The organism is Providencia sp. M-27, from assembly GCF_011077905.1.
Taxonomy (GTDB): domain Bacteria; phylum Pseudomonadota; class Gammaproteobacteria; order Enterobacterales; family Enterobacteriaceae; genus Providencia; species Providencia huaxiensis.
The window spans coordinates 113,325-140,061 of record NZ_JAALBT010000006.1 but is presented as its reverse complement, the minus strand read 5'-3'; the positions used below and the strand labels follow the sequence as shown (position 1 = coordinate 140,061).

Below are 26,737 nucleotides of genomic sequence, written 5' to 3'. Positions count from 1 at the left end.
TTACCCCCCAGTGACTGGTGGGAAAAAGGCCACTTCATCCCCTTCTGAGAGTGGGTGGTCTAGTGAAACAAATGATTGATTAACAGCGGCAAGTAATTTGCCATCTTCAAGTGCCAACGCCCAGCGATCGCCTTTTTGTGAAAGGGCTTGGCGTAAGTCTTCCACTTTTTGGTAAGTCTCTGTAAGTTCTAAGCGATCCGTTCCAACTAGCTCACGGACTTGAGCAAAAAATAATACTGTGATCATTATTCCACCTTAAAATGTCCAGACTTACCGCCTGTCTTTTCTAACAAACGAACAGGGCCAATCACCATATCTTTTTGCACTGCCTTGCACATGTCATAAATCGTCAAAGCAGCAACAGATGCAGCAGTTAACGCTTCCATTTCTACCCCTGTTTTCCCTGTTAACCGGCAACAAGTTTCAATACGGACACGGTTATGTTCAGGTTCCGCTTTCAGGGTTACCTCAACTTTAGTTAACAATAGTGGGTGACATAATGGGATAAGCTGCCAGGTATTTTTTGCCGCTTGAATACCCGCAATACGCGCTGTAGCGAACACATCCCCTTTATGATGGCTACCATCAACAATCATCGTTAAGGTTGCTGGGTTCATAGTGACATAAGCTTCTGCGCGAGCTTCACGGACAGTTTCAGCTTTGGCTGAAACATCAACCATATGCGCCTCGCCCGACGCATTAAGGTGAGTCAGTTGGGACATATTTTCTCCTGAAATCAAAAAAGGATTAACCGCCAATTACGGATAAATTTGGTGTAATTCCGCTATCACCCATATGCAGAAAATGGGTTTCTCGTTTATGGTGTAAGCCTCGCTGAATACGGGCTTTCAACGCTTCGTTTTGATCATCTGCGCCCAATAAATCACGAAGCGGAATGCCATTTTCACCAAATAAACATAAATGCAGATTTCCTAATGAGGAAACGCGTAAACGGTTACAACTTTGGCAAAAATCTTTTTCGTACGGCATGATAAGCCCGATTTCGCCTTGGTAATCTGGATGACTAAAGACTTGCGCTGGCCCATCACTACGAGAACGAGGAAGCATATACCAGCCTTCTTCGATTAAACGTTCGCGAATAGTTTCACCTGAAATATGAAAACGTTGGAAGATATCACTACCATCACCGGTTTCCATGAGTTCAATAAAACGTAATTGAATTGGACGGTGCTTGATCCAATTTAGGAATGACTTCAACGCAATGTCATTGACATTTTTCATGAGCACGGCATTAACTTTTACTTTTTCGAAGCCTGCTTCAAAAGCAGCATCAATGCCTTTCATCACCTGAAAGAATTTGTCTTGCCCTGTGATGGCCGCAAATTGGCGTGGATCTAAGCTGTCAACGCTCACATTAATCGCGTTCAACCCTGCGGCTTTCCATTCTTGCACGTCTCGCGCCATACGATAGCCGTTAGTTGTCACGGCTATTTTTTTGATTGATTCATTTTCATTGATGGCAGCAATAATATCACTGAAATCCTTGCGCATAGTCGGCTCACCGCCCGTAATACGCACTTTTTCTGTGCCTAATTCTGCGAATGCCGTGCTAATACGACGAATTTCATCGAGTGTTAGGAATTCATGACGACCGCTTGGCTTGTAGCCATCGGGTAGGCAGTATGTGCAACGAAAGTTGCAAACATCTGTTATAGAAAGCCGAAGATAGTAAAATTTCCGGTCAAATTGATCGACAAGTTGCTGCATAATCACACCTTTCCAAGTACGGGAGATGCAGACATTTCTATCTTGCACCCTGGTGGCTCTAGGCCACGGCCAGTGCATCATATTCAGTCGTTCAAACTTAGACGCAAAGGCTAGGAGTTTTATTTGGAACCGAGTTACTGGTTTTAAACTATAAAATACGCCACTCTGTTCACTTAATTTATGTAAGGATTCTAGCCGATAGAAATTGAAAAAGCGAATTGCAATTCGATATATACCATTATATACAACGACTTACGAAAAACATAGTTGGATCACCGAAGCTATTATTATCACTGACAATTTTCTGTTTTAATTCGCTTTAAACCGCATAATTTCATGTTAATTGATTAACATCTCTAACTATTTAATTAAACATTTATTGATATAGATCTAAAATGGGGAGCAAGTTCCCCATCTAATTGTTTACGTTGTAAATAACAGCACTTAACGCTTATCAAAACCGGTATTTCAAATTAAATAATTGGCATATCAATTAAAAATAAATAGTAAGGCACAAAATTTATTAACCAAAACGCCACAGCGTAAAGTATGACGTGTATTTAGAAACGGTACTCTATCCCTCCCGACACTGTTCGACCTCGACCTAATGTATTAGCCAAACTTTCCCCATAACTAACCACATACGCTCGATTGGTTAAGTTCTCAACATTTCCACGAATAGTTAAATTGTCGGTTAATGCATAACTTGCATATAAATCAATCAGTGTATATTTAGGCCAATCGGCTAAGTAAGGGGAATTAGAGCCCGTTGAATAGTCTTGAAAACCAGGTGTAAAGCGAATGACCATTCCCCCATCGAGTTTTCTGTCAAACGCTCGCCCACCTAATGTAAAGGAACCACGATCTCCAGGTAAGTTCGCGGCACTACTGAAAATAGCGCTGCTATCACAATCCACATGGTTATTTGATGCCTCATTTGGCTCAACATACCAGTTACCGGGACCAACATCTTCGCCATACTTCAATACGCCACCTAACCATGCGGGCCGTGAACAGAATTTATTTTTGCCGATCATGTGGGTAAAGGTCAGGTCTGCATACACAAAGCCTGCATCATAATTCAGTTGGTATTCAAACCCTCTAAAACGGGTTGCAACCAAGTTATTGCTGTATGCGGCATTACCAATATTAGGGCTAACCATTCCGGGTTTTTTACGGTCAATCGCTAAATTAATGTAGTTATCTACTCGAGTATCAAAATAGGCGATTTTCGCCACAAATCGGTCCTCTTCGATAAATAATTGCGGATAGTTGATGTTCATTCCCACTTCCCAAGCATTTGAACGCTCAGGTTTTAAATACGGATTCGGGAATTGGGTCGAACTACTGTGAGCACTACCTGTGGTTAACGTTTCTGTAATGGCTGGCGGGCGCCATGACCGCCCATAGCTGGTAAATAATTCCATCCACTCAAGATTAGGACGTACCGCTAAACGAATGTGGGGTGAAAATGCCCCTTCTGAGTTATCAACATCCCAATTCTCAGTCGTCATAACAACTTTGCAATCACGTAACCTTCTGCCTGTACATGGGTTGTCTTTGGTATAAGGAAGTACGCCATAACGCATACTGGTTTGGCCTTTGAGAGAATAGTAGTCATAACGCACTCCCCCTTCTAATGTTAACCAATCATCGTATTCATAAGCCAAATTAGTAAATAATGAGCTCAATGAACGTTTTCCGTCCGGTGTCACGCCACTAGCTGCTTCACGTGTTGAACTACTACTCGCTTTGTCTTGGAAGGTTTCCAAACCATAATGCGCTTTTAATACATTGTTATGGTTAAATTCAATTTCTGAATGATTTTCAAGCTGTACCCCTACCGTTTTGACTCGAGTATCCATCTGGTAGCCATTATTATAAATTTGGCTCGTGGAATAGGTGTCTGTATTGTCTTTAGTATCAACAAAATACACTTTTCCCTTTAACTCAGTGCTCCATGGGTTATCGCTAAATTGAGTGTAATCAAGAGAATAATTTTTGGCGGTTACATCACTGAAACCGCTACTTTTCCACCCTAACTTGTAGGGCCATGTACCACCTAAGTTCGTTAATGTTCCTGCATTTGGCGTTGCCACTTTGGTTTCTAAGTAATTAAATTGCAAACGCTGCTCATCACTTATATTCCAACCAGCTTTTGCTAAATAAGAGGTCATTCGGTAATTACTGTCATTAATGCGAGTGTGTTTTAATTGGTGTGCAAGTTCATCGTAATGTCCGGCCCCATTGTTGACTCGTATATTACCAATATTACCGTGAGTTCCCGGTTTATAATCCCCAAGGCGCCGTTCGCTTGCCGCAAACAGTAAATCCGCTTTTTCATTCCCTAATGCCAGCACACTGCTACCAATAAAGTGCGTATTATTTGACCCTGTACTCGCATGCAATTTCCCACCAAAGGTTTTATCTTTCGATAAAAAATCAGACGCGTTGACAGTATTGAAAGTCGCCACCCCTCCTAAAGTTCCACCACTCCCCATCCCACTCGTATTGCCCTTCTGTATTTCCACTCCAGAAAGCAGTTCTGAGTCGATATACATAGAACCATTGCGCTGACCGTGTCCGCTTTTTTGAAAGTTTTGCCGCATGCCATCGATATTCATATTCACGCGACCATAATCCTGTATCCCACGGATATTCACAGACAAAGAAGGGTCTTGCTGGCTAACACTCGAATAGACGCCTGTCGTGAGTTCTAACACATCGGCTATGTGCTTTGGTGGGCGGTCATCAATTTGTTTTTTACTAATCACACTGACGGATGATGGACTGCTATATACCCAATCCCCTTGTTGGAGCTGGCTTGCTGTGACAGTAATATTATCCAATTTGATCACTGAATCACTGGTAGCAGGCGCGATACGCTCAATGGTTATCCGGTTATTTTGCAACTGATATTGCACAGGGTTTGAAGCAATTAATCGACGTAACCCCTCCTGTAGCGTAAAACTCCCCTTCAAGCCTTGAGTTTGTAAACCATTAACTTCTCGGCTCTGAATGATAACTTCTACCTTTGCTTGCTGGGCGAATTGCAGCAAGCTGTTTTCAAGCGAACCCGCAGCAACAGAAAATATGATTTCCTGTTGTGCAGGCGCTACCGCTGAGTTTGCCTGTGCTAGACTAAAAAATGAAAATGCAGGTAACGTAAATAATGCAAGGTGAACACAAAGTGTCGCTTTTTTATAGTGGTGCTTTTTTTGAGTCATTTCCCATCCCTAAAATGATAATGGTAATAAAAATCATAATCACTTAGGTTAAGACGCGAAAATTAGGAAAACCCGTAAATAAATTTTTATAAAATAATTCGGTATCACTTAATATCTATACTACTTATTCATAATCAATAGATTAAAGTAAAAAATGGGATTTCATAAACGGATAAACCGTACGATGACACCAGATGCGTCAGCCCACTATCGAGTGCGTTAATCTGTAATACACCACTAATGTGCCCTACTGGCTCCTCAGCCAATAAAATAATTTGCTTGTCACGGTAACGATTTATTTCAGCAATAACTTCTGGAAATATTTGCTGTTGAAAAATAATTTGCCCTTCGCGCCATACTGTAGAATGCGAATTAACCATGGAAGCCATAGGCGTTATCTCTGATTGATATTGTGTGAAGTTTCCTGCTGGAATAAGCATTTCCTGCCCTGATAATAGCGACACCTTTACGCTGTGTTGATAAACACTGACCACCACTTCGCTATTTTCATTATCAATTGAAAATTCAGTACCAAGCGCCTGAGTTATGCCATTTTTCGCCATAACCTGAAAAGGCCTTGGTTCCGTATCCGTTTTTGGTGCGACGGTGAAGTAAGCGCGTCCCCGTAATAAATTGACTTGCCGGTACTGCGAATTAAACGCTAATTGCAACTGTGCGCCACTGTCGAGATCTACACGGCTACCATCCGGTAAGGTGATATGCTGTATTTCACCGGTTTTCGCATAGTAATCCACTTGCTGTGTATATTGAAAATACCAAATTGACATGGATAACACACTCACTAGCACAGCCGCGGCGATCGATAAACCAACATAGCGAGAGCGTCTCTTTTTTTTCATTCCCTGTTGATTTTCAGCTGTTTTTTGTCGTGGTTTATTCGCCGTTAGTGCCCATAATTGCCGAGCACGGAAGTAAGCTGATGCATGTTGTTCTGACGCATTAAGCCAAGACTGGAACGCTGCATTCTCTTGTGATGTCAACTCGCGATGCGTTGTTTTCACAACCCACATTGCGGCTTTGTTTTCAATTTCAGATGGACTATCAGATGGCTTCATGACTAGTCTCTCCATTTATGAATTAGCATTGCCAATGCACTGGCTAAATGTTTTTCGACTGTACTTAATGAAATATTTAAATGCTGCGCCACTTCCGTTTGGGTTAGTCCTTCTTCTCGATGCAAGCGAAATATCTCCTGAGTCCTGAATGGCAAAGTTTGGATAATTTTTTGAATTTGTTCTAGTTGTTGATCATGAATGACAGTGGCTTCTAGGCCTTTCACCCGCGATGGGATCTCTTCCCACTGTTGGTCACTGATAGCCATTAATCGTTGTTTTTTCTGTAGGCGGAAATGGTCGACCATCAGGTTTTTCGCAATTCGATACAAATAAGCATCAAAATCTTGAATGGCAGGGTTTTTCATCAACTCGGCCAACCGAGCAAAGCTTTCCTGCGTGATATCCATACTTAAACTATGGTCTTTAAGGTAGATGTTCAGATAACGACATAACGACGACGAATGGCGAGCAAACAGGCGCTGTAATTCTGAATCAGACATATTGATCCATAAAATAAACAATGAAAATGAGAATTATTTACATAATATAGATAATAATTTGAAATGAAAACTCTCTCGCGCATTTTTCCGTCTAAGGCCCACATCAATACAGAATCATCTCTTTTATTGTTTTTTGTCACAGTACTTAAGCTAAGAATGATGTTTTATGGTAGATTAATGCCCAATTTATTTTAGTCGCCATAAAACGGGCTTTAGCGTAAAAAACCGCATTCGTAACTCGCTGGTTTACTTGCTTTTATAAGTACTGGAAATTAACTGATATAGGAACACTATGCCGAATTGCAGTCTGGCGGATCTCAGACATGTTGTCGCTCTAGGTGGCGGGCATGGACTTGGTCGCGTGATGTCTTCACTTTCTTCTTTAGGTTCTCGTTTAACGGGTATTGTTACCACAACCGATAATGGAGGCTCGACAGGTCGTATTCGTCGTTCCGAAGGCGGGATCGCTTGGGGAGACATGCGTAACTGTTTAAATCAGCTAATTACTGAGCCGTCTATTGCTTCAGCGATGTTTGAATACCGTTTCAGCGGTAATGGCGAGCTTTCAGGCCATAATTTAGGTAATTTAATGTTAAAATCATTAGACCACCTAAGTGTGCGCCCGCTAGAGGCCATAAATCTTATCCGTAATATGCTAAAAGTTGATGCGCAGTTGATCCCAATGTCGGAATCCCCTGTTGATTTAATGGCTATCGATGAAATGGGCAATGAAGTATACGGTGAGGTGAATGTTGATGCCTTACATGAAATCCCACAAGAGTTACGTTTGTACCCGACCGTCAAGGCGACGAAAGAAGCCTTACAAGCCATTCACCAAGCAGATTTAATTATTATCGGCCCTGGCAGTTTTTTTACCAGTTTAATGCCATTACTGCTTTTGGATGAAATTGCGGCTGCACTGCGCGAATGTAAAGCTCCGATGATTTATATTGGCAATTTAGCGAAAGAAATTAGCTCCCCTGCAGCCAACCTGTCTTTGCCTGACAAACTAAAAATGATGGAACATTATATTGGCTGCCAAAAAATTGATGCGTTAATCCTTGGCCCACGGACACAAACAAGCAATATCAGCCCAGAACGCAAAATAATCCAACGAGTACTCGAAGCAGACGATATCCCATATCGTCATGATAGAAAGCTGTTACTACAAGCCATCGAAGAAACCATCAACTTGTTATAACCCCCCACCTGCCATTCCGCTGCTAAATACTCGCAGCGGAAAACTTTCCCTAAAATTAGCCCTATGTTTCCCGTATTTCCACTAAATCTATTTTCAAAATACTTTGCGTTGTGGGTAGGCGGCAAGTGAAGGCAGCTCGGGGAGCATAGTGACCCGAGTGACTAAACGTAGCCAACACCCCCACAGCGTGAAGTATGAGGAAAATTAGGAATTAGCGATAAACTGAGAGCGTATCTCCTGCAATTCGTCTCTGACTCGCGCAGCCGCTTCAAATTCAAGGTCTTGAGCATGCTTATACATTTGCGCTTCAAGCTGTGAAATCCGTTGCTCCAACTCTTTTGTCGACAGTGATTGAATATCAACCGAATTATTATTTTTACCATTGTCTTTCGTACGGCTTTTTCCTTTACCGCCCACTTTGTGACCAATTTGCAGGATATCACCAATTTTCTTATTCAAACCTTGCGGAACAATGCCATGTTCTTCATTGAACGCCATTTGTTTAGCACGGCGACGCTCTGTTTCTGTGATCGCTTTTTGCATGGAGTTGGTGATCCTGTCTCCATAGAGGATTGCCTTACCATTTAAGTTACGGGCCGCACGCCCTATGGTTTGAATCAGCGAACGTTCCGAACGCAAGAAACCTTCTTTGTCCGCGTCTAAAATAGCCACCAGAGATACCTCTGGCATGTCTAAACCTTCTCTTAATAAGTTGATCCCAACTAGTACATCAAACTCGCCAAGTCGCAGGTCACGAATAATTTCCACGCGCTCCACTGTATCGATATCGGAGTGAAGATAACGCACTCGCTCCCCGTGCTCTTCAAGATATTCCGTTAAGTCCTCTGCCATGCGCTTTGTTAAGGTGGTCACTAACACACGTTCACTTTTTTGCACACGAATACGAATTTCAGATAGTAAATCATCCACTTGCGTAGAAACTGGGCGAACTTCAATAATCGGATCAAGTAGACCTGTTGGCCTAACAACCTGCTCAATCACTTCATTGCCTGATTTATCGAGCTCATAGTTACCCGGTGTTGCCGACACATAAATAGTTTGCGGCGCTAAAGCCTCGAATTCTTCAAAGCGCATAGGGCGGTTATCTAATGCAGAAGGGAGACGAAAACCGTATTCCACTAAGGTTTCTTTTCTTGAACGGTCCCCTTTGTACATCGCACCTATTTGCGGAATAGTAACGTGAGACTCATCCACCACCAGTAAGCCATCAGCAGGTAAATAATCAAATAATGTCGGTGGTGGCTCGCCAGGAGCACGACCCGATAAGTAGCGTGAATAGTTTTCAATACCTGAACAATAACCGAGCTCATTCATCATTTCTAAGTCAAATTGTGTTCGTTGAGCAATGCGTTGTTCTTCAAGTAATTTATTGTTTTCCAGTAATACTTTTCGCCTGTCTGCCAATTCAACCTTAATCTGTTCCATGGCCTCAAGAATACGTTCTCTTGGTGTGACATAGTGCGTTTTTGGATAAACGGTAAAACGGGGAACACGATGCTGTATTTGCCCTGTCAATGGGTCAAATAATGACAACCGTTCAACTTCGTCATCAAATAGCTCTACACGTAAGGCATATTCGTCTGATTCCGCAGGAAAAATATCGATAACCTCACCACGGACTCGGAAAGTCCCTCGTGTAAAAGCTTGGTCATTACGCGAATATTGCAAGTCCGCTAAACGCCTTAAAATTGAGCGCTGGTCGATGATCATGCCATCGGTGAGGTGCAACATCATTTTTAAGTAGCTATCCGGGTCACCCAAACCGTAAATAGCGGACACAGAAGCCACCACAATCACATCTCGGCGTTCGAGTAAGGCTTTGGTTGCAGATAGACGCATTTGCTCAATGTGTTCGTTTACAGAGGCGTCTTTTTCAATAAAAGTATCTGAGCTTGGAACGTATGCTTCTGGCTGATAATAGTCATAGTAAGAGACGAAATATTCCACCGCGTTATCTGGAAAGAAGGCTTTCATTTCGCTATAAAGCTGTGCAGCTAAGGTTTTATTATGTGCCATTAACATGGTAGGCCGGTTCTCTTGCGCAATAACATTGGCAATTGTGAACGTCTTACCGGACCCCGTTACGCCTAATAGAGTTTGATGAGCAAGTCCATCTTGTAGCCCTTCCCTTAACTTATGGATAGCTTCGGGCTGATCCCCTCCCGGCTGAAAATCAGAATACAGCTTAAAATCCTTACTCATATTAACGCCCCTTAACTAGTTTCTCCCATTATGATACTGGATAAAAAACCAGCTTCAAGTATTGAAGCTAAATTTTCTGTTATTCTCCGTTCTAATATGTTTATAAAAATGTTATCCCCAAAAAAGTACTTGACCTTTTTGAAACTTTATATTTTATGCTATTGCATTTTTATGCCGTATCTCAAATACAAATTGAAGTCTTGATTTTATTTAACCATTTGTATTTATTATAGATTAATTTAAAGTCCAGAATCACATCAAATAAAGTCAAAGCCGCTTGCCACCTAGCGTAGAACTTGTTTTATAACGTTAATACACAAGGTTATCCACAGAAATGGTGGATAACTCTTGAAGCCCTTTCGGCTCATGGATTCACGAGATCTTGAAGATTTGTTCAATGAAGGCTAAATGACAAAAAGATGGCAGTTTAATGAAAAAATTTTTACGTAGTAACCGCGATGAAAAACAGATTTTATCTTTTTTATTAAGATCTGAGTGGTATTTTTACTGAAAAACTTGACAGTATTTAAGTTGAGAACGTTAAAAAAGATCGGATCCTTATTTAACAATCGATCAACCCCAAGCCATTAGCGCTGCTTGGGGAAAACATGTCTATTTTTATATAATCAAATAGTTAATAAAGAAAGATCCAAATAGCGTCCTAATTTGCCGCTAAGTGTTTTTTGGTGCGGGATCACGCCTAAACAAGGTGCTTTAATCATTCGATTAAGTGTCGACAAATATTGCGCTTGGAAAACACCTGCGGGTTCTATTTCATTGGCCACCCAGCCTACCACAGATAAACCTGAAGCTTTGATAGACTCCATGGTTAACAGTGCATGATTTATACAACCTAACTTAACCCCAACGACTAAAATAACGGGTAGCTGCTGTTCAATCACCCAATCTGCATACGTTTTTTCTCTGGATAGCGGGGTATACCAGCCACCAGCACCTTCCACTAATAGCCAATCAGCTTGGGACTTCAAATAAGCCAAGCCTTTATTTATCACTGAAAATTCAATGGGTTGATTTAGTTCTTCACTGATAATATGCGGTGAAGTTGGCGCCTCAAATACAATCGGGTTAATCGCCTCATAGGGTAATTTAACCTGGCTATTGGCTTGTAATAATAATGCATCACTATTTCGCAGGCCATGCTCAGTCATCTCACTTCCTGAAGCGACTGGTTTATAACCCACTGTTTTCCAGCCTTGTTTTCCCGCGGCTTGCAACAAAGCACAGCTCGCCACAGTTTTTCCGACCTCAGTATCCGTTCCGGTTACAAAGTACGTTTTAGTCACGGTAAAGCACTCCAAACACCGTATGATAAGTTAAAGGTAAGCCTTGTTCTGTCATTGGATAGAGCAAAGCAAGTTGCTGCAAATGCTGGCGGGTCATTAGCCCCGCTTTACGCTTCGTGGTCAAGTGTGTCGCGCCAATCCCTTTCAGTGAATGAAGCAGCGCTATTAACTCAGGAAAATAGAGTGTATCCTTCTGAAAAATAAGTTCATGTCTCCATGACTGACAACTATTTCGTATCTGCTGAACACTGAGAAAGGCATTCACATGTGAATAGCCGTCAAGTGAATGCCAAGCTGAGGATAATTCTGTCAGAGAATGCTCTGCAAGTGTGGTGAACACCACTACTCCCCCCGGTTTTGTCACTCGATATAACTCGCTTAATGCTTTGCTCAGATCTTGGCACCATTGGACCGACAAATTGGAAAAAACCACGTCAAAGAGTTGTGGATCCAATGGAATGGATTCTATATCCGCACATAAATAATGATCGGCAACGGCTTTCGTTTGCGCCATTTCGAGCATTCCCACAGAAAGATCTAATGCGGTGACGCGATGCCCTTGATTTTTCAGTTTATGGCTGAAATACCCCGTACCGCACCCTGCATCTAAGATATGCAATGGCACCGCTGATTGTGAGTGATTTAAGGCTGAAGCCAGTTGACCAAGCAGTTGTGTTCCTGTTGATCGTTGATAACTTGCCACTGCGTCATAACTTTTAGCCGCACGGCCAAATGCCGCCGCAATTTTATGCTTTTCACGACTGAGCGATAAAGTCATGTAAAGCCTCCAATAATTGATCGATATCTTGACGTTGGTGTGCAGCACTTAACGTGATCCGTAACCTAGCACTCCCTGGTGGAACTGTTGGCGGTCGGATCGCTTGCACCCAAATGTTTTTTTTGCGTAAAAAATTGGCTAACTGTTGGCTCGCTTGGTTTTCACCAACAATTAGTGGCTGAATGGCCGTGGTTGAATCAGTTAGCTGCATACCATCAAAGTCAGCATTATGTCTAAAATATTTAATATGTTGGTTAAGCTTTTCTCTTGCGTGATCTGCGAGCTTAATTTGCTCAACGGCTGCTAGCAGTGCGACAGCCTGAGCGGGTGGCATTGACGTGCTATAAATTAAATGGCGTGCGGACTGTACAAAATAGTCAGCCGTTGGCTCATCACACAGCACCGCTGCGCCACTTAAACCAAATGCTTTGCCAAATGTCACGACTAAAATTTCAGGTTTAATTCCACTCGCAAAACAGCTGCCACGGCCTTGCTCTCCGATAACGCCAACCCCATGAGCATCATCAACCATCAACCAAGCTTGCTGATTTCTAGCTATTTCCTGTAATTGTTGAAGGGGAGCACTATCACCATCCATACTAAAAACCCCTTCCGTAACGACAAGCGTTTTTCCTGAAACGGTTTTTTGAATTAACTTATTAAGTGATAGAGGATTATTATGCTGAAAGCGCCTTAATTGAGCCCCTGAATGAATCGAGGCCTCCATAATCGATGCATGGCTAAGTTTATCCGCTAAAATACGATCATTTGCCGTCATTAATGCCGTGATCACCGCATGGTTCGCAGCAAAACCTGAAATAAACAATAAGGCTTTCGGGTAGCCTAGCCAATCAGCGAGCGCTTGCTCTAATTTATCATGTGCTTTGGTGAACCCGGTAATATGCCCCGATCCCCCACTTCCCACACCATATTCATCAGCACCGCGTTGCCACGCGGCAATTACTTGAGGATGGTGAGATAGCCCCAAATAATCATTGGATGAAAAATTAAGAAATTCTTTTCCAGCTAGAAAAAGTGAACGACCATTAGCACTATCAATACAGCGCCGTTGACGCCAGATAGAAGCCTGTTTACGCTGCTCTATCTGGTTTTGTATAAATGATTGCCAAGTCATTATACTGCTGCGTTATAAAATTGATGGTTATCAGCGGTTAACAGCGTTTCGGCTAACTTAGCAGCTTGATGGTTATCCCCTTCGTCAGTTTCAATTCGCTCAGGGTTAATATTCAGTTTTCTAAATAGTGCTAAATCTTTGTTTTCATCGGGGTTTGGCGTCGTTAATAATTTACACCCATAGAATACGGAGTTCGCACCGGCCATAAAACATAATGCCTGAGTTTGCTCATTCATATATTCACGACCTGCCGATAGCCTAACGTATGACGTTGGCATCATGATACGTGCAACGGCAATAGTGCGAATAAAATCAAATGCATCGACATCTTCGTTATCGGCCATTGGGGTTCCTTCAACTTTCATCAACATGTTGATCGGCACACTTTCTGGTGGCTTCGGTAAATTTGCCAATTGCACTAATAATGCCGCTCGGTCACTGACTTTCTCACCTAAACCTAAAATCCCACCAGAGCAGACTTTGATCCCTGCATCTCGGACATTTTCGAGTGTATTCAAGCGGTCTTGATAACTGCGAGTCGTAATAATATTGCCGTAGTATTCAGGAGAGGTATCAAGGTTATGGTTATAATAATCTAACCCGGCTTCTGCTAAGCGTTGAGCTTGGGAATTATCAATCATCCCTAATGTCATACAGGTTTCCATCCCTAATGACTTCACTTCTTTTACCATCATCTCAAGATAAGGCATATCGCGTTCTTTCGGATTCCGCCACGCAGCCCCCATACAAAAGCGGGTTGAGCCTGCTTGCTTCGCTTTTTTCGCGGATTCCAGCACTTGCTGAACTTCCATTAACTTTTCAGTTTCTAGCCCTGTTTTATAGCGCGCACTTTGCGCACAATATTTGCAATCTTCAGGGCAAGCCCCGGTTTTAATCGATAACAACGTACTCACTTGCACTTGCTGCGGGTCGAAATGTTGGCGATGAATTTGCTGTGCCTGAAATAATAATTCAAAAAAAGGCATTGAAAACAGTTCATTAGCTTGTTTTATTGTCCACTGTTTTAATTGGCTCACGGAAACTCTCCAGTTGAAAAAGTTGTTGCCAGTTTAAATATTGCGACTATCATGTCAACTAAAATGATCTAAAAAAGTTGACGATGATAGCAAATGGATAATGTAGATATTCAGTTTGATGCCAAACATATTTGGCACCCTTATACCTCGATGAGCCAACCAATTCCGGCTTACCCGATAGTTGAAGCCCATGGCGCTGAGCTAATCATGGCCGATGGAAAAAAATTAATTGATGGTATGTCTTCATGGTGGGCTGCTATTCATGGTTATAATCATCCTGTATTAAACCAAGCGGTAACAACGCAATTAGCGAAAATGTCCCATGTGATGTTTGGCGGGATCACACACCCACCTGCTGTGAACCTATGTAAGCAATTGGTTGCCATCACACCAGAGCCGCTGGAATGTGTCTTTCTTGCCGATTCCGGCTCCGTGGCGGTTGAAGTTGCTCTGAAAATGGCATTGCAATATTGGCAAGCCAAAGGGGAAAAGCGCCAGCGGATCCTCACATTACGTCATGGATATCATGGAGATACTTTCGGTGCGATGGCCGTTTGTGACCCTGATAATTCAATGCATGGCCTGTATAAGGGGTATTTACCTCCGCATATTTTTGTGGAAGCGCCTCAATGCGGTTTTTACGACGAATGGGACAGCACCGATTTGCATCCTCTTGAAGTACAACTTGCCGAAAATAGTGATGAAATTGCAGCGATCATCCTTGAGCCGATCGTCCAAGGTGCCGGTGGTATGCGCATCTATCACCCTGAATATTTAAAGGGAGTCCGCCATTTGTGCGATCAGTATGGTTTGCTATTGATTGCTGATGAAATTGCGACTGGTTTTGGTCGTACAGGGAAATTGTTTGCTTGCCAGCATGCTGATATATCACCCGATATTATGTGTTTAGGTAAGGCACTAACAGGTGGTTATATGACACTTTCAGCCACCCTCACAACTCGCCATGTGGCAGAAACCATTAGCAATGGTGAAGCAGGTTGTTTTATGCATGGGCCAACCTTTATGGGTAACCCTCTCGCCTGTGCTGTAGCGGATGCCAGTTTGACCTTATTACTCAATAGCCCTTGGCAGGAAACAGTTGCCGATATCGAACAACAACTTAAGGCTGAATTGATGCCTTTAATATCCCACCCTAGTGTTGCAGATGTGCGCATTCTTGGTGCAATTGGCGTAATTGAAATGAAGCAGCCCGTAAACACAGCCGCTTTGCAAAAAGTATTTGTGGAAAATGGTGTTTGGGTTCGCCCATTCGGCAAGCTGATTTATGTGATGCCACCGTATATCATCACCCCCGAGCAACTCAGTAAAGTGACAAATGCAATGGCAAAAGTGTTGGGATAGCACGATAAACTCAATGATAATCGAAGTGATTCTAACTGAATTTTTAATCTAGAGTATTTCATAAATCATTTGAGCTGTAACAAGGCGGCAAGTGAAACTAAGCCCTAGGAGCATACACCAGTATGTGACTAGGGTTAGTAAACGTAGCCAACACAGTTACGGCTCAAAGGATGACTGAAATGACCCACATAGGACCTTTCCCGACCCTATACCTTCCTATTTGCGTCAATTTCCCCGTAATTGGGTCAATTTCAGAGACTGAAATATGGTCTGACTTTTGCCCGCTCGAAATTAAAAAACGGCCTGTCACATCAATATTAAAGCCCCTTGGGTGCGTCTCTGTTGGGTAGCGTGCTTCTAATGTTAGCTCGCAACCGTCATCAGAAACCAGATAGTGGCTGAGGTAGCTTTCTGAGCGCTCACTAACATACAAATGGCGGCCATCTGGCGTAATATGGATATCGGCAGCCCAGCGCTGGCTTTCGTTACCTAATGGGTAATTTGCCAAAGTTTGCATATTACGATAGCGAGTAAATTTACGATACACGCCTACCGTTGAGTCTAACTCATTCACACAATAAATGACTTTTTCACTTGGATGGAAGGCCAGATGACGAGGGCCTGATTTCGCTGCTGTAGTAATTTGATCCGCAGTTGCTTCGGTTAAATAACCATTTTCATGTAAATCGAATAAACGGATATGGTCTTCGCCCAAGCAAGGAACCCAAAGCTGTTGATTATCAACATCGACATGGGAAGAGTGTGGATTACGCAAGCCTTCAATAACTTGGACGACTTGATTTGGCACGCCCTCGCCATTGATGGCCAGCACCGATAGATTGTGTTGATGATATGAAGGAACAAATAGATATTTGCCCGTGTTATCCAATGATAAGTGAACTGGCGTTCCCGGAACGGATGTTTCTGCTTTTAAACGCAGTAACCCTTTCTCTTCAATTTCATAGGTTACAACACGAAAATTCGGGCGCACGCCAATATAAAGGTGTTTTTTATCATGGCTTAGTACCATAGGTTGCACTTGGCCTGGTGTTTTTACCGTTTGTAAAAGAGTAAGTTCACCAACCTCATTCATCGACCACACGTGAATTTGCTGACTCTCGGGGCTCGCAATATAAACAACCTGATTCATCCTGACTCCTTAATTCATGATAAAAATACAAAACCGTATCTATAGCCTACTACATTGGCTTCACTATACCCTATATTATGCAAATTACGCTGAGTAAATAGCGCCAAGGTTCAGTATCATAAGTTTAAAGCTACAATCACTTCATCCAATAACTCAGAGGAGGATGCTGACACCAAACTTCCCCCATTGATCACGTTTGTTTTATTACCATTAATATTTGCATAATAAACTCCAGCTTCAGTAAGGCAAGGTAAAATAGCAGCGATATCCCATGGTTTCATTAACGTATCAATAGCACAATCGATCCTTCCTGTTGCTACCATTGAATGCTGATAACAATCATTTATAAAAACCATATCTTGAGCAGAATTAACGACATTTGATAGATTGTAAGCTTTGTTACCTTCTCTACTATCAAAATTAGTACTGTGAATTCCTGATATCGAAACAACAGCTTCACTTAATTTTTTCGTTTTTTTTATCTGAGTACATATCCGTTTTGGTGCAAGATCACCTTTTTTAGACCAACACCCGTTTCCTAACGATGCATAATACATAGTATCAATGGCGGGAAATGATATAACACCGACAAGGGGGATGCCACGTTCAACATAAGCAATCAAAGTACTAAATAATGGAACGCCATACAAAAATGCGCGTGTTCCATCAATAGGATCTATTATCCATCCGGTAGAAAATTCACCTTCAATATTTGTTCCGAGCTCCTCCCCTAAAATAGAAATATGTGGGGTTTTCACCTGAAGTACTTCTCTTATCACATTTTCTACTTTAAGATCTGTAGCGGTAACAATGGTGTTATCTATTTTTCTTGTAAATGTACCAGCTTCGTAAAAGCCTTTTAGTGAATATTTACTAGCAGTATTAGCGGCTTCTAAAGCAATATTTAACACTGTAGAACTCCTTGACTAGTTTTTTTGTCACTCATTGCAATCCGAACGTTCTCAACATAAAACCATCAAGATTACCCTTGAATGACTCAATAGTAGACCATGCAAAATCTGAGTGCTCAGAACTTAAACAAATATGACCAGAGCATAAAACATTGAAGTTTAATTGAATACAACTTTGGCCAATTGCTTGGTACTCAACCGCACCGACAAAACCAGAAATTTCAATAACTATCATTCCGGTTTCTTCTGCAATTTCACGACTAAGCGCTGTCTGCATATCTTCATCATACTCCATGCCACCAGAAGGAATCTCCCATACATTTGGCATGAACTCGCCTTCTGAACGCTTCAAAAACAGAATTTTTGAATCATGTCCAGCTTTGATTAAACCGCCTACAACAACACGATCATAGTTTTTAAGTTTGGATATTACTGAATGAGGAATATATTTCTCTATCATCTTCGATACTTCTCTGCAACAGATAAAATGATTGATAAATAATTATCAATAAAATTGAAACGCTCTTCTCCATACCAAATATCCAACTTAAACATGCTATTGTGAAATTTTATAGCATTTTCGAAATGAGCTTTATTAACTCGAATTTTCTCATCATAGTCACGAGAGATTTTATTTGGTGAATGAAAGAGAAAATATTCATTCATAGGGCACGTTGAGCCAGGTATATCAGCTTCAAGTGCACCAGCTTGGTTTAGTTTCTCTACGAATTTATGCAGACCAATTGAAAATTTAGACTCATCAAGCTTTCATATTATGCTTATCCATTTTTAATAAATAGCGAAGTATATTATTTCAATTTTATTTTTTAATTTCATATCAAAATTTTATTGGCTACTTGTATCTTGAGGTTTTGGATGATTAGCTATCTCCAAGATCTTAAATCAGTGAGGATGTTGAACTACATAATATTTAACATTGAGCTGTATATTATCCCCTGATTTTACTTTCTCTAATACTGGATGGCATCCGAGCACTTAGTTATTAACTGATAACGTAGTATACACAAGTGGAGTTATTGATATGAGCGTAAATTTTAGAATTAATGTGAGCAAAGATTCTGTAGGTTTCTGTTTATCGCAGCTATTAGTTTGATTTCGCTTTAATTGTAAGGATGACACAAAGAACAAATAATAATGATACTAAAACGGTTCAGTTAACGTTATGATGATAAAACATACCAAGTTGACTGTTTTTATAGCAATAATTTCTCGTTATTCGTTAAATTCATCATCTCCCTATCTCTAGCCCTTTAGTAAGATAGGTAACAACTAAATCACGTGGAGCCGTTTATGTCATACCGCGTTATTGCGCTCGATCTTGATGGAACACTGCTTGATCACCAGAAAAAAATCCTGCCGGAATCATTAGCTGCTTTACAAGAGGCTCGTCGCCAAGGCGTTAAAGTGATCATCGTCACTGGTCGCCACCATGTTGCGATTCATCCATTTTACCAAACCTTAGACCTTGATACGCCAGCGATCTGTTGCAACGGAACTTATCTATACGATTATTTAGGCAAAAAAGTCCTAAAATCCAATCCAATGACCCTCGATTCAGTCACCCAAATGATCGATAAACTGCGAGGGACGGATATCCAACATTTAATGTATGTTGATAATGCAATGCTTTATAACGCACAAACAGAAGGCATTAAACGTACATTAAATTGGGCCGAATCCTTGCCTATTGCACAGCGCCCAACCATTGAATTTGTTGAAGACTATGCTGATGTAATGCATCACTATGATTCTATTTGGAAATTTGCTGTTAGCTCGCCAAATACGGAACAACTCCATCAAATCGTTAGTGAAATTGAAAATGACTTTGGTTTAGATTGTGAATGGTCTTGGATGGATCAAGTGGACGTCGGTCGCAAAGGCAATAGCAAAGGCCAACGCTTAAAAGAGTGGGTCGAATCCCAAGGGATGACGATGAATGATGTTGTGGCTTTCGGCGATAACTTCAATGACTTAAGTATGCTGACCACCGCAGGTTTAGGTGTTGCCATGGGCAATGCGGTTGATGAAATTAAGCAGCAGGCCAAATTAGTCACTCGCATTAATACCGAACCCGGTATTGCTGAAGTAATCCGTAAATACGTTCTGTAATCTTCTCGTGAATTCTCAATTCAAAGGAAAGCCCCGCTTTCCTTTTTCTATTTTCTATTGCCACACCGACAAGAACGATACCTTTTACTCTAAGTCATTGGTGTTGTGGCTAGGCGGCAAATGAAGCTATCCCAAGGAGCGTACAGAAGTATGTGACTTGGGTAGCTGAATGTAGCCAACAACGCCACAGCGACAAGGACGACGAGTAATTATAGATGACGTGATAATGATACCGCCTTCACTTGCGCATACACCTTGCGACCCTTACGAATAGAAAGCTCATCCCTTGCCCAGCGAGTGATCCGCGCCCATAAATAATGTTCTTCGCCTAAATCTAGCTTCACATCCACTTGTTCGCCATCTTCAATCCATTCAACGACTTCTGCGGCTAAAATATTGCGAATACTACTCACTTGTGGCTTTTCGAGTACCAAAGAAACATCAGCGGCGTCAATACGTATCCGTACATCAGCCCCCTGCTGTGCCTCAACGCGTGGGATCCACAGTTTTTGGCTACCTACAATCACCGCTGTCATTTCATAATCAGGGTGTTGGCTATGCACCGTTGCACTCACCACACTGCTTAACGTTTCTTGCTGTAGCCAAGGGCGCAAAGCACTACTTGCCCAAACGTCTTCCAAAGGGCCAAACGCTTTTACTTTTCCTTGCGCCATCACAATGACTTTATCCGCAAGGCGTAAAATTTCATCCAAACTATGGCTGACATATAAAATTGGAATTTTAACGTCTTGGGACAGTTTTTCTAAATACGGTAAGAGTTCGCGCTTTCTGGGCAAATCCAAAGAGGCTAGAGGCTCATCCATCAGTAGAATTTCAGGTGCTGTGAGCAAGGCTCTACCAATAGCTACACGCTGTTTTTCACCGCCAGATAGTGTAATTGGATAACGATTTAGCAGTTTTTCTATACCAAGCAAGCCGACAATATCATCAAAGCGGTCTTTCATTATAGGTGACATGCCATAACGCAAATTGCTTTTCACCCGATAATGAGGAAATAACCGTGCATCTTGAAACACATAACCGATATGGCGTTGTTCCGGTGGTAAGCAAATACCTTTTTCCATATCCACCAATGTACGGCCATTTAGCACAACTCGCCCTGTATTGGGTTTCGTTAACCCACCTATCACATTGATAAGCGAGGTTTTACCTGCACCTGAAAGCCCAAAAACCGCAGTAATGCTTTCCGTTGGCAGTTGTGTTGTGACTTCAAGCTGTAAGTCCCCTAGTTTTTGAGAAAAATCGAGTTCTAACATGCTAAGCCACCCCCAAACGCTTTTTACCCCAACGGGTGAGCCACTCTGAGATCAATAATGAAATCAAGGCTAAAATAATCGCAATGACACATAAACGCGCAGCGTCTACCTCCGCTCCCGGCGTTTCAATTAAGGTGTACATCGCTAATGGGATGGTTTGTGTTTCACCGGGTATATTCGAAACAAATGTAATTGTGGCGCCAAATTCACCAAGCGAACGTGCAAATGCTAATACTGTTCCGACAATAATGCCGGGAAGAGAAAGCGGAATGGTTATCGTGAAAAAAACACGCAACGGTGTTGCACCTAATGTCCTCGCGGCTAATTCCAATTTTTGGTCAACCGCCTCAAGCGCTAAACGAATTGCACGCACCATCAGTGGAAATGCGACCACGGCAGACGCAAGCGCAGCCCCCCGCCAACTAAAGGTAAAACTAAAACCAAACCAGTTATATAGCCATTCACCAATAAAACCGCGTTTTCCCATACTGATCAACAGTAAATAACCCACTACCACTGGCGGCAGCACCAGTGGTAGATGGATAATACTATCGAGCAGTGTTTTTCCAGGAAAATTACAGCGAACTAGCACCCATGCCACTAAAATACCTAACGGTAAACTGAAAATGACAGCCACACTGGATACTTTTAGGCTTAGGTAAATCGCTTCCCATTCATAAGGACTTAACATCTGCAAAAAAATGCTCTCTTAACGTTTATTGAGTACGAGGTTCAAAACCGTAACGTTTGAATACTTCTGAAGCCGCTGGGGTTTTTAAGTATTCATAATAATCACGCGTTGCTTGGTTATCTTGATCTTTAACAATCGCCATTGGGTATTCAACAGGTTTATGGGTATCTGCTGGGAAAACACCAACGACTTTCACTTTTTGGCTAGCGACAGCATCAGAACCATAAACAATCCCTAAAGGGGCTTCTTGGCGTTCAACTAATGCCATACCGCTACGCACGTTATTCGTACGTGCTAAGAGCGGGTCAACCGTTTCCCATGCACCTAAGTTGCTTAATGCCTCTTTCGCATAGATACCAACAGGAACATGATCAGGGTCACCAACGGCTAAACGGCCACCATCTAACAGTTTTTTCCAATCAGTTTGTTTATTAATTTCAACTTTATCGATTTTTGCATCTTTCGGTGCGATTAACACCAATTCATTACCTAATAATGTATAGCGCGTATCTTCCACCATCAACTTTTTATCGATGGCGTAATCCATCCATTGTTGATCAGCAGAAATGAACAAGTTAGCGGGTGCGCCTTGCTCAATTTGACGAGCCAAAGTTGAAGAAGACGCATAAGAAGCAACAACTTCAACTTTCGTGTCTTTTTTATACTGCTCTGAAATTTCATTCAATGCATTCGTCAAAGAAGCCGCTGCAAAAACCGTAATTTTATCAGCTGCAAAGCTATTGCTAGCCAGAGTTAATGTCAATGTTGCGCCAGCAAGAAGTGATACCAAACCTTTTTTCATTTTAATTCACCATAGTATTAATCAACACGCTATATATAACAGGACACAGCGATAACTTAAAGTCAAACTACGTATAAAAGTGTGCTGGCTCAAGAAATGATGCAATTTTGTTGCATGTTTTCCCTAAAACTCCACGAGCGATGAAAAATCCCCCAACCGTAAAATCGTTTTTATGTAGAGAACAATTTATTTCCTTTGTAATTTTATCGGCACAAATTGTGCATATTTCAGTATTTCATTCTACTTTTACAAACGACATAGCAAAGGTAATTATATGGAGACGTTTTCGACAAAACTAACGACTCACCTTATGGCTGAGTTAACAATTGAACAATTTAATGGGTTATTTGATAAAGAAATAGCACCTGAAACCTTAGATTCTTTAGCAAAATCGGCGAGTGATGGAAACTTAGAGAGTATTGATTTATTGCATAACATTGCTCTTAGGCAAGACTCTGCAGGAAAAAATGCAGAAAACATCCTATTTGATTTATTTAGTGGAAAACGTTCCGCAGTAAAAGGAATCGATAAAGAAATACAAAAAACCAGTCAGGTTCTGTATCAATCCAAACACCATAGAGAGGCTTTTAAACACCCTTCTAAACTGTTGTATATCATTGGCTCAACCCTAGAAAAACTCGACGATAAAATCGAATTAACCCATTTATTTGCGCAAAACCTACCACCAGTGTTAGGTAATGAATCAGATCTCTGGGGTAATAACCGGATGATAACAAGCGATGAAATTGGCTCTACCGATAAGAGAGAAACGGGATCCTCGACAATGTTAACGGTTAATAGCCCTATTGGCCTCATGCAAAATAATGAAAACCTATTATATGACATAGTTTCTCAGAAAATTATAAGCCAACAACCTCTTAGCCAACTGGAACTATTTCCTGTCAATATTAATAATAACCATTGGGTCTTATTTGTGCTTTACCAGGATGAGGTAAAAAATGAGATACAGGGGATGGTTTTTAATTCTTTTTACGAGCTCGACTTGGAAGCTAAACAGAAAATTGCACAAGCAGCTGAATTAGCTGGAGCAAAAAAAATTCATTATATTGAAAAGAATATTCAACAATATGTCCCTAATGGATGTGGGCTTTTTGTTCATCAAGCAATCAAAGAACTTACAGAACAGACACCAACGGACCCCATTGAAGCCCTAATGCAGTTCCAATCCTCTTTTTCAGAGAAAACCAGTGAAGAACAACAACAATTTAATATTCAAAAGCGCAGGCAATTATATTCTAGCTACCTAGATAGCCTAAAACCAAAAAGAAAAACCCCCTGACAGCATTTACCATCAAGGGGTCTATAATTAATTCGAATAGTATTCGCTAAGCGTTACTTATTCTCAGTATTATGATGATGAGGTACGTGTGCTTTAGACAGTAAGTTAAAGAACGCGCCCAAACCATAGATCAAACCCATGATCAAAAACATAACAACTGGAACCATCATCAGGGCAAAACCCAGACTTTTAATTAGTTCTAACATAGGAAAAAACCTCTTCAGTGATACTGTACCCACCAGCCTACAAGATACGCTGACGAGGGAAAACTTGACTCTCAATACATTGAGTATAGATCAAATCAAAATAATAACGCACAATTACGTTATAATGGAGACTATTTTAGACAAAATATTATACTAACGACATACTAAACGTGCTTTTTACGTCTGTCATCACCAGCCACACCGGAAGGGAGGAATTTATGCAGGCCGAAATTTTACTCACACTGAAACTACAGGGCAGTTTATTTGCTGATCCTCGCCGTATCGCGCTACTCAAACAAATTAAAGCGACAGGCTCTATCAGCCAAGGGGCTAAACTTGCTGGGATCAGCTATAAAAGTGCTTGGGATGCCATCAATGAAATGAATCAACTCACTGATGATATCCTTGTTGATAGAGCAACAGGGGGTAAAGGCGGTGGCGGTACAACACTCACACATTACGGTGAAAGATTACTTCAACTGTATGATTTACTAGCACAAATCCAACAAAAAGCCTTTGATGTTCTAAAAGAAGACAATCTCCCTTTAGACAGCTTATTAGCAGCTATTTCACGGTTTTCATTGCAAACCAGTGCTCGTAACCAATTTTTTGGTACTTTAATTTCCCGTGACCACATGCAAGTTCAGCAACATGTGCAAATTCGCTTATCAGATAACAGTACTGTGATTAATGCCGCACTAACAGAGCAAAGTGCTAACCGTTTAGGGTTAACTGAAGGTAAAGAAGTACTCGCATTGATTAAAGCGCCTTGGGTAAAAATTACTAAACAACCCGCCCCAACTGGCTTTGATAACCATCTTGAAGGGAAAATTACCACGTTAGAGCGAGGTAATGAGAACAGTGAAGTCATTGTGACACTTACAGGCGGTGAAACGTTATGTTCAACCATGCCAAACAGTGAAATTGATAGTCAATCATTGAAAGTGAATAATAGCGTTACCGCATTATTCAATGCGGACCAAGTGATTATCGCCACCCTCTGTTAGTGTGCTCACTAAGCTTACTTGCTATCATAAGTGAGTAAGCATTCACCTTTTTTCTCTTACCATGCTGTTCAGCTGTTGACTTTATCTTCAATCCTGATTATTTGTGATAGATGACAAGGTAAATAATCATGATAAGGAAGCTTGATGGGCACAATAACAATACAACATGGCAACTTTAAGCTCAGCGAAATACAAACTTTAGACATTCAACAACTTAATATCGAAAAAGGGGATAATTGGGCTTTTATTGGTGCCAATGGTAGCGGTAAATCTTCACTTGCTCGGGTACTTTCTAATGAACTTCCCCCACTTTCTGGCGTTGTAAAAAATACATTCACCTCTCCAGTTCGTCTATCATTTGAACAATTACAAAAAATTATCAATGAAGAATGGCAGCGCAATAACACAGATATGCTCAGTGATGATGAAGATGACACAGGGTATACAGCCGCTGAAATCATCCAATTTAACCATAAAGACAATGAATATTGCCTTGAGCTTGCCGCTCGCTTCGGTATCAGTGACCTGCTGTCTCGTCGGTTTAAGTACCTTTCCACAGGAGAAACTCGCAAGGTACTGTTATGCCAAACATTAATGGGTAACCCCGACCTGCTAATCCTTGATGAGCCATTTGATGGCCTAGATGTCTATTCCAGAAGTCATCTTAGCGAGCTGCTATCAAGTTTGTCTGAAAAAGGCTTAACTTTAGTATTAGTGCTAAACCGCTTCGATGAGCTCCCAGACTTTATTGAAAACATCGGTGTCGTCGCTGACTGCAAGTTAACGATGGCAGGAGATAGAGAGTCAGTACTCGCTAACACGCTAATAACGCAATTACAACACAGCGAGAAAATTAAGCAGCTTTCCATCCCTGAAACAGAGGACCCCACCACAGACGAAAAACTGGATGACACGACACCCCGTATTATTTTGAGAAATGGTATCGTTAGCTACAATGACGAACCGATATTGCACGGGTTAAATTGGCAGGTAAACCCAAACGAACACTGGCAAATTATCGGTGAAAATGGGGCTGGAAAATCAACGTTACTGAGCCTGATCACAGGGGATCACCCTCAGGGATACAGTAATGACCTAACGTTATTTGGTCACCGTCGTGGAACAGGAGAAACCATATGGGATATCAAGCGCCATATTGGTTACGTCAGCAATAGCATTCACCAAGAATACCGTGTCGCCACCAGTGTACTCAATGTCATCATTTCCGGTTTTCATGATTCTATTGGCTTGTACCAAACCCCTTCCGACCGCCAAATACAATTAGCGTATGAATGGTTAGCTTTGTTAGGTTTTTCAACGCAAATAGCTCAACAACCTTTCCATAGTCTTTCATGGGGGCAACAACGCTTAGTTTTAATTGCTCGCGCGCTAGTTAAACACCCTGCTATGCTGATCTTAGATGAGCCATTGCAAGGTCTAGATGGTCTTAATAGGTTGTTAGTTCTGCGGTTTATTGATGTCATGCTAAGCCAAGGTAACACACAGCTCTTGTTTGTCAGCCATCATCAAGAAGACGCCCCTGCTTGTATTACACATCGGCTCACTTTTGTCCCTGACAAGGGTAAATACCGTTACGATATTGAAGAGCTTTAATTTTTAACTTATTTGCCAATAGATGCGATAAAACTATTGGCAAATTTAATCTACTGTTTAATAAATAGTGACGAAATC

General features: G+C 41.5%; 24 protein-coding genes and 1 riboswitch. Of the genes, 6 read left to right on the top strand and 18 right to left on the bottom strand.

All coding sequences use genetic code 11. The features are described 5' to 3' along the window. The 6 genes from moaD to G6Q48_RS10770 form a co-directional block, all read right to left on the bottom strand. Nucleotides 1-246 carry a molybdopterin synthase sulfur carrier subunit gene (gene moaD, locus G6Q48_RS10795; RefSeq protein WP_102138367.1) on the bottom strand — a complete coding sequence of 82 codons (246 nt, stop codon included), beginning with the start codon at nt 244-246 and terminating at the stop codon, nt 1-3. Then, entirely contained in the window at nt 246-722 is a 477-nt protein-coding gene (moaC, locus tag G6Q48_RS10790; RefSeq protein WP_094962424.1) for a cyclic pyranopterin monophosphate synthase MoaC, read from the bottom strand. Before moaC ends, moaD begins: the two co-directional genes overlap by 1 nt. A gap of 25 nt (nt 723-747) precedes the next feature. Beyond that, nucleotides 748-1,728 carry a GTP 3',8-cyclase MoaA gene (moaA, locus tag G6Q48_RS10785; protein ID WP_102138365.1) on the bottom strand — a complete coding sequence of 327 codons (981 nt, stop codon included), beginning with the start codon at nt 1,726-1,728 and terminating at the stop codon, nt 748-750. Further along, nucleotides 1,718-1,857, bottom strand: a riboswitch (molybdenum cofactor riboswitch). Its footprint overlaps the gene before it by 11 nt. Before the next feature lie 431 nt (nt 1,858-2,288). Continuing rightward, complete coding sequence (locus tag G6Q48_RS10780; protein ID WP_166266379.1) at nt 2,289-4,955, bottom strand: TonB-dependent hemoglobin/transferrin/lactoferrin family receptor; 2,667 nt, start codon at nt 4,953-4,955, stop codon at nt 2,289-2,291. A gap of 134 nt (nt 4,956-5,089) precedes the next feature. Then, a complete protein-coding gene (locus G6Q48_RS10775) occupies nt 5,090-6,031 on the bottom strand; it encodes a FecR domain-containing protein (protein ID WP_166266376.1) in 942 nt (313 codons plus the stop codon). A 2-nt stretch (nt 6,032-6,033) separates the two neighbouring features. Further along, nucleotides 6,034-6,531: an RNA polymerase sigma factor gene (locus tag G6Q48_RS10770; RefSeq protein WP_102138362.1), complete on the bottom strand. Its 498-nt coding sequence runs from the start codon at nt 6,529-6,531 to the stop codon at nt 6,034-6,036. Between the two features lie 292 nt (nt 6,532-6,823). On the opposite strand from G6Q48_RS10770, the gene G6Q48_RS10765 reads away from it, so the two are divergent. Then, nucleotides 6,824-7,732: a gluconeogenesis factor YvcK family protein gene (locus tag G6Q48_RS10765; RefSeq protein WP_004909155.1), complete on the top strand. Its 909-nt coding sequence runs from the start codon at nt 6,824-6,826 to the stop codon at nt 7,730-7,732. A gap of 204 nt (nt 7,733-7,936) precedes the next feature. On the opposite strand, the gene uvrB is transcribed toward G6Q48_RS10765, so the two are convergent. The 5 genes from uvrB to bioB all read right to left on the bottom strand — a co-directional run bounded on the left by uvrB (nt 7,937) and on the right by bioB (nt 14,209). Continuing rightward, complete coding sequence (uvrB, locus tag G6Q48_RS10760; RefSeq protein ID WP_102138361.1) at nt 7,937-9,955, bottom strand: excinuclease ABC subunit UvrB; 2,019 nt, start codon at nt 9,953-9,955, stop codon at nt 7,937-7,939. A 626-nt stretch (nt 9,956-10,581) separates the two neighbouring features. Further along, on the bottom strand, nt 10,582-11,259 hold the full coding sequence (bioD, locus tag G6Q48_RS10755; RefSeq protein WP_166266373.1) for a dethiobiotin synthase: 678 nt from the start codon (nt 11,257-11,259) through the stop codon (nt 10,582-10,584). Further along, nucleotides 11,252-12,037, bottom strand: coding sequence for a malonyl-ACP O-methyltransferase BioC (gene bioC, locus G6Q48_RS10750; RefSeq protein WP_166266370.1), 786 nt, complete (start codon nt 12,035-12,037; stop codon nt 11,252-11,254). Before bioC ends, bioD begins: the two co-directional genes overlap by 8 nt. Beyond that, nucleotides 12,015-13,172, bottom strand: a complete 1,158-nt coding sequence (gene bioF, locus G6Q48_RS10745) for an 8-amino-7-oxononanoate synthase (protein ID WP_166266367.1) — start codon at nt 13,170-13,172, stop codon at nt 12,015-12,017. The genes bioC and bioF overlap by 23 nt, the downstream gene beginning before the upstream one ends. Beyond that, nucleotides 13,172-14,209, bottom strand: coding sequence for a biotin synthase BioB (bioB, locus tag G6Q48_RS10740; RefSeq protein ID WP_102138357.1), 1,038 nt, complete (start codon nt 14,207-14,209; stop codon nt 13,172-13,174). Before bioB ends, bioF begins: the two co-directional genes overlap by 1 nt. 93 nt (nt 14,210-14,302) lie before the next feature. Between bioB and bioA the strand changes: the two genes are divergently transcribed. Continuing rightward, nucleotides 14,303-15,571: an adenosylmethionine--8-amino-7-oxononanoate transaminase gene (gene bioA / locus G6Q48_RS10735; protein WP_102138356.1), complete on the top strand. Its 1,269-nt coding sequence runs from the start codon at nt 14,303-14,305 to the stop codon at nt 15,569-15,571. 163 nt (nt 15,572-15,734) lie between these two features. On the opposite strand, the gene pgl is transcribed toward bioA, so the two are convergent. The 3 genes from pgl to G6Q48_RS10720 form a co-directional block, all read right to left on the bottom strand. Further along, nucleotides 15,735-16,721: a 6-phosphogluconolactonase gene (gene pgl, locus G6Q48_RS10730; protein WP_166266364.1), complete on the bottom strand. Its 987-nt coding sequence runs from the start codon at nt 16,719-16,721 to the stop codon at nt 15,735-15,737. A 116-nt stretch (nt 16,722-16,837) separates the two neighbouring features. Continuing rightward, nucleotides 16,838-17,632 carry an inositol monophosphatase family protein gene (locus G6Q48_RS10725; RefSeq protein WP_102138354.1) on the bottom strand — a complete coding sequence of 265 codons (795 nt, stop codon included), beginning with the start codon at nt 17,630-17,632 and terminating at the stop codon, nt 16,838-16,840. A gap of 31 nt (nt 17,633-17,663) precedes the next feature. Next, nucleotides 17,664-18,092 (bottom strand): NUDIX domain-containing protein, encoded by a 429-nt coding sequence (locus G6Q48_RS10720; protein ID WP_166266361.1) that lies wholly within the window; start codon nt 18,090-18,092, stop codon nt 17,664-17,666. Nucleotides 18,093-18,943: 851 nt separating this feature from the next. On the opposite strand from G6Q48_RS10720, the gene G6Q48_RS10715 reads away from it, so the two are divergent. Next, nucleotides 18,944-19,762 carry a pyridoxal phosphatase gene (locus tag G6Q48_RS10715; protein WP_166266358.1) on the top strand — a complete coding sequence of 273 codons (819 nt, stop codon included), beginning with the start codon at nt 18,944-18,946 and terminating at the stop codon, nt 19,760-19,762. Between the two features lie 209 nt (nt 19,763-19,971). Here the strand turns inward: G6Q48_RS10715 and modC are convergent, their stop codons facing one another. Genes modC through modA form a run of 3 tightly spaced genes read right to left on the bottom strand, consistent with a single transcriptional unit; the run spans nt 19,972 to nt 22,532 of the window. Next, nucleotides 19,972-21,039: a molybdenum ABC transporter ATP-binding protein ModC gene (gene modC, locus G6Q48_RS10710; RefSeq protein ID WP_102138350.1), complete on the bottom strand. Its 1,068-nt coding sequence runs from the start codon at nt 21,037-21,039 to the stop codon at nt 19,972-19,974. Nucleotide 21,040: 1 nt separating this feature from the next. Next, on the bottom strand, nt 21,041-21,730 hold the full coding sequence (gene modB, locus G6Q48_RS10705) for a molybdate ABC transporter permease subunit (protein ID WP_004256724.1): 690 nt from the start codon (nt 21,728-21,730) through the stop codon (nt 21,041-21,043). Nucleotides 21,731-21,755: 25 nt separating this feature from the next. Beyond that, the gene (gene modA / locus G6Q48_RS10700) at nt 21,756-22,532 is read right to left on the bottom strand and encodes a molybdate ABC transporter substrate-binding protein (RefSeq protein ID WP_166266355.1); all 777 of its coding nucleotides are present in this window, start codon (nt 22,530-22,532) and stop codon (nt 21,756-21,758) included. Nucleotides 22,533-22,806: 274 nt separating this feature from the next. Between modA and G6Q48_RS10695 the strand changes: the two genes are divergently transcribed. Further along, the gene (locus G6Q48_RS10695) at nt 22,807-23,832 is read left to right on the top strand and encodes an ElaD/SseL family deubiquitinase (RefSeq protein WP_166266352.1); all 1,026 of its coding nucleotides are present in this window, start codon (nt 22,807-22,809) and stop codon (nt 23,830-23,832) included. 53 nt (nt 23,833-23,885) lie between these two features. Here G6Q48_RS10695 and G6Q48_RS10690 read toward each other — a convergent pair whose 3' ends face one another. Continuing rightward, nucleotides 23,886-24,038, bottom strand: coding sequence for an AcrZ family multidrug efflux pump-associated protein (locus G6Q48_RS10690; protein WP_004256731.1), 153 nt, complete (start codon nt 24,036-24,038; stop codon nt 23,886-23,888). A 218-nt stretch (nt 24,039-24,256) separates the two neighbouring features. Between G6Q48_RS10690 and modE the strand changes: the two genes are divergently transcribed. Continuing rightward, entirely contained in the window at nt 24,257-25,045 is a 789-nt protein-coding gene (modE, locus tag G6Q48_RS10685) for a molybdenum-dependent transcriptional regulator (RefSeq protein ID WP_166266349.1), read from the top strand. A gap of 144 nt (nt 25,046-25,189) precedes the next feature. Then, on the top strand, nt 25,190-26,659 hold the full coding sequence (gene modF / locus G6Q48_RS10680; RefSeq protein ID WP_102138346.1) for a molybdate ABC transporter ATP-binding protein ModF: 1,470 nt from the start codon (nt 25,190-25,192) through the stop codon (nt 26,657-26,659). Nucleotides 26,660-26,737: the final 78 nt, after the last annotated feature.

Coding starts and splice junctions, on each gene's coding strand:
- moaD (WP_102138367.1), bottom strand. CDS start 246: ATGATCACAGTATTATTTTTTGCTCAAGTCCGTGAGCTAGTTGGAACG.
- moaC (WP_094962424.1), bottom strand. CDS start 722: ATGTCCCAACTGACTCACCTTAATGCGTCGGGCGAGGCGCATATGGTT.
- moaA (WP_102138365.1), bottom strand. CDS start 1,728: ATGCAGCAACTTGTCGATCAATTTGACCGGAAATTTTACTATCTTCGG.
- G6Q48_RS10780 (WP_166266379.1), bottom strand. CDS start 4,955: ATGACTCAAAAAAAGCACCACTATAAAAAAGCGACACTTTGTGTTCAC.
- G6Q48_RS10775 (WP_166266376.1), bottom strand. CDS start 6,031: ATGAAGCCATCTGATAGTCCATCTGAAATTGAAAACAAAGCCGCAATG.
- G6Q48_RS10770 (WP_102138362.1), bottom strand. CDS start 6,531: ATGTCTGATTCAGAATTACAGCGCCTGTTTGCTCGCCATTCGTCGTCG.
- G6Q48_RS10765 (WP_004909155.1), top strand. CDS start 6,824: ATGCCGAATTGCAGTCTGGCGGATCTCAGACATGTTGTCGCTCTAGGT.
- uvrB (WP_102138361.1), bottom strand. CDS start 9,955: ATGAGTAAGGATTTTAAGCTGTATTCTGATTTTCAGCCGGGAGGGGAT.
- bioC (WP_166266370.1), bottom strand. CDS start 12,037: ATGACTTTATCGCTCAGTCGTGAAAAGCATAAAATTGCGGCGGCATTT.
- bioF (WP_166266367.1), bottom strand. CDS start 13,172: ATGACTTGGCAATCATTTATACAAAACCAGATAGAGCAGCGTAAACAG.
- bioA (WP_102138356.1), top strand. CDS start 14,303: ATGGATAATGTAGATATTCAGTTTGATGCCAAACATATTTGGCACCCT.
- pgl (WP_166266364.1), bottom strand. CDS start 16,721: ATGAATCAGGTTGTTTATATTGCGAGCCCCGAGAGTCAGCAAATTCAC.
- G6Q48_RS10720 (WP_166266361.1), bottom strand. CDS start 18,092: ATGATAGAGAAATATATTCCTCATTCAGTAATATCCAAACTTAAAAAC.
- G6Q48_RS10715 (WP_166266358.1), top strand. CDS start 18,944: ATGTCATACCGCGTTATTGCGCTCGATCTTGATGGAACACTGCTTGAT.
- modC (WP_102138350.1), bottom strand. CDS start 21,039: ATGTTAGAACTCGATTTTTCTCAAAAACTAGGGGACTTACAGCTTGAA.
- modB (WP_004256724.1), bottom strand. CDS start 21,730: ATGTTAAGTCCTTATGAATGGGAAGCGATTTACCTAAGCCTAAAAGTA.
- modA (WP_166266355.1), bottom strand. CDS start 22,532: ATGAAAAAAGGTTTGGTATCACTTCTTGCTGGCGCAACATTGACATTA.
- G6Q48_RS10695 (WP_166266352.1), top strand. CDS start 22,807: ATGGAGACGTTTTCGACAAAACTAACGACTCACCTTATGGCTGAGTTA.
- G6Q48_RS10690 (WP_004256731.1), bottom strand. CDS start 24,038: ATGTTAGAACTAATTAAAAGTCTGGGTTTTGCCCTGATGATGGTTCCA.
- modE (WP_166266349.1), top strand. CDS start 24,257: ATGCAGGCCGAAATTTTACTCACACTGAAACTACAGGGCAGTTTATTT.
- modF (WP_102138346.1), top strand. CDS start 25,190: ATGGGCACAATAACAATACAACATGGCAACTTTAAGCTCAGCGAAATA.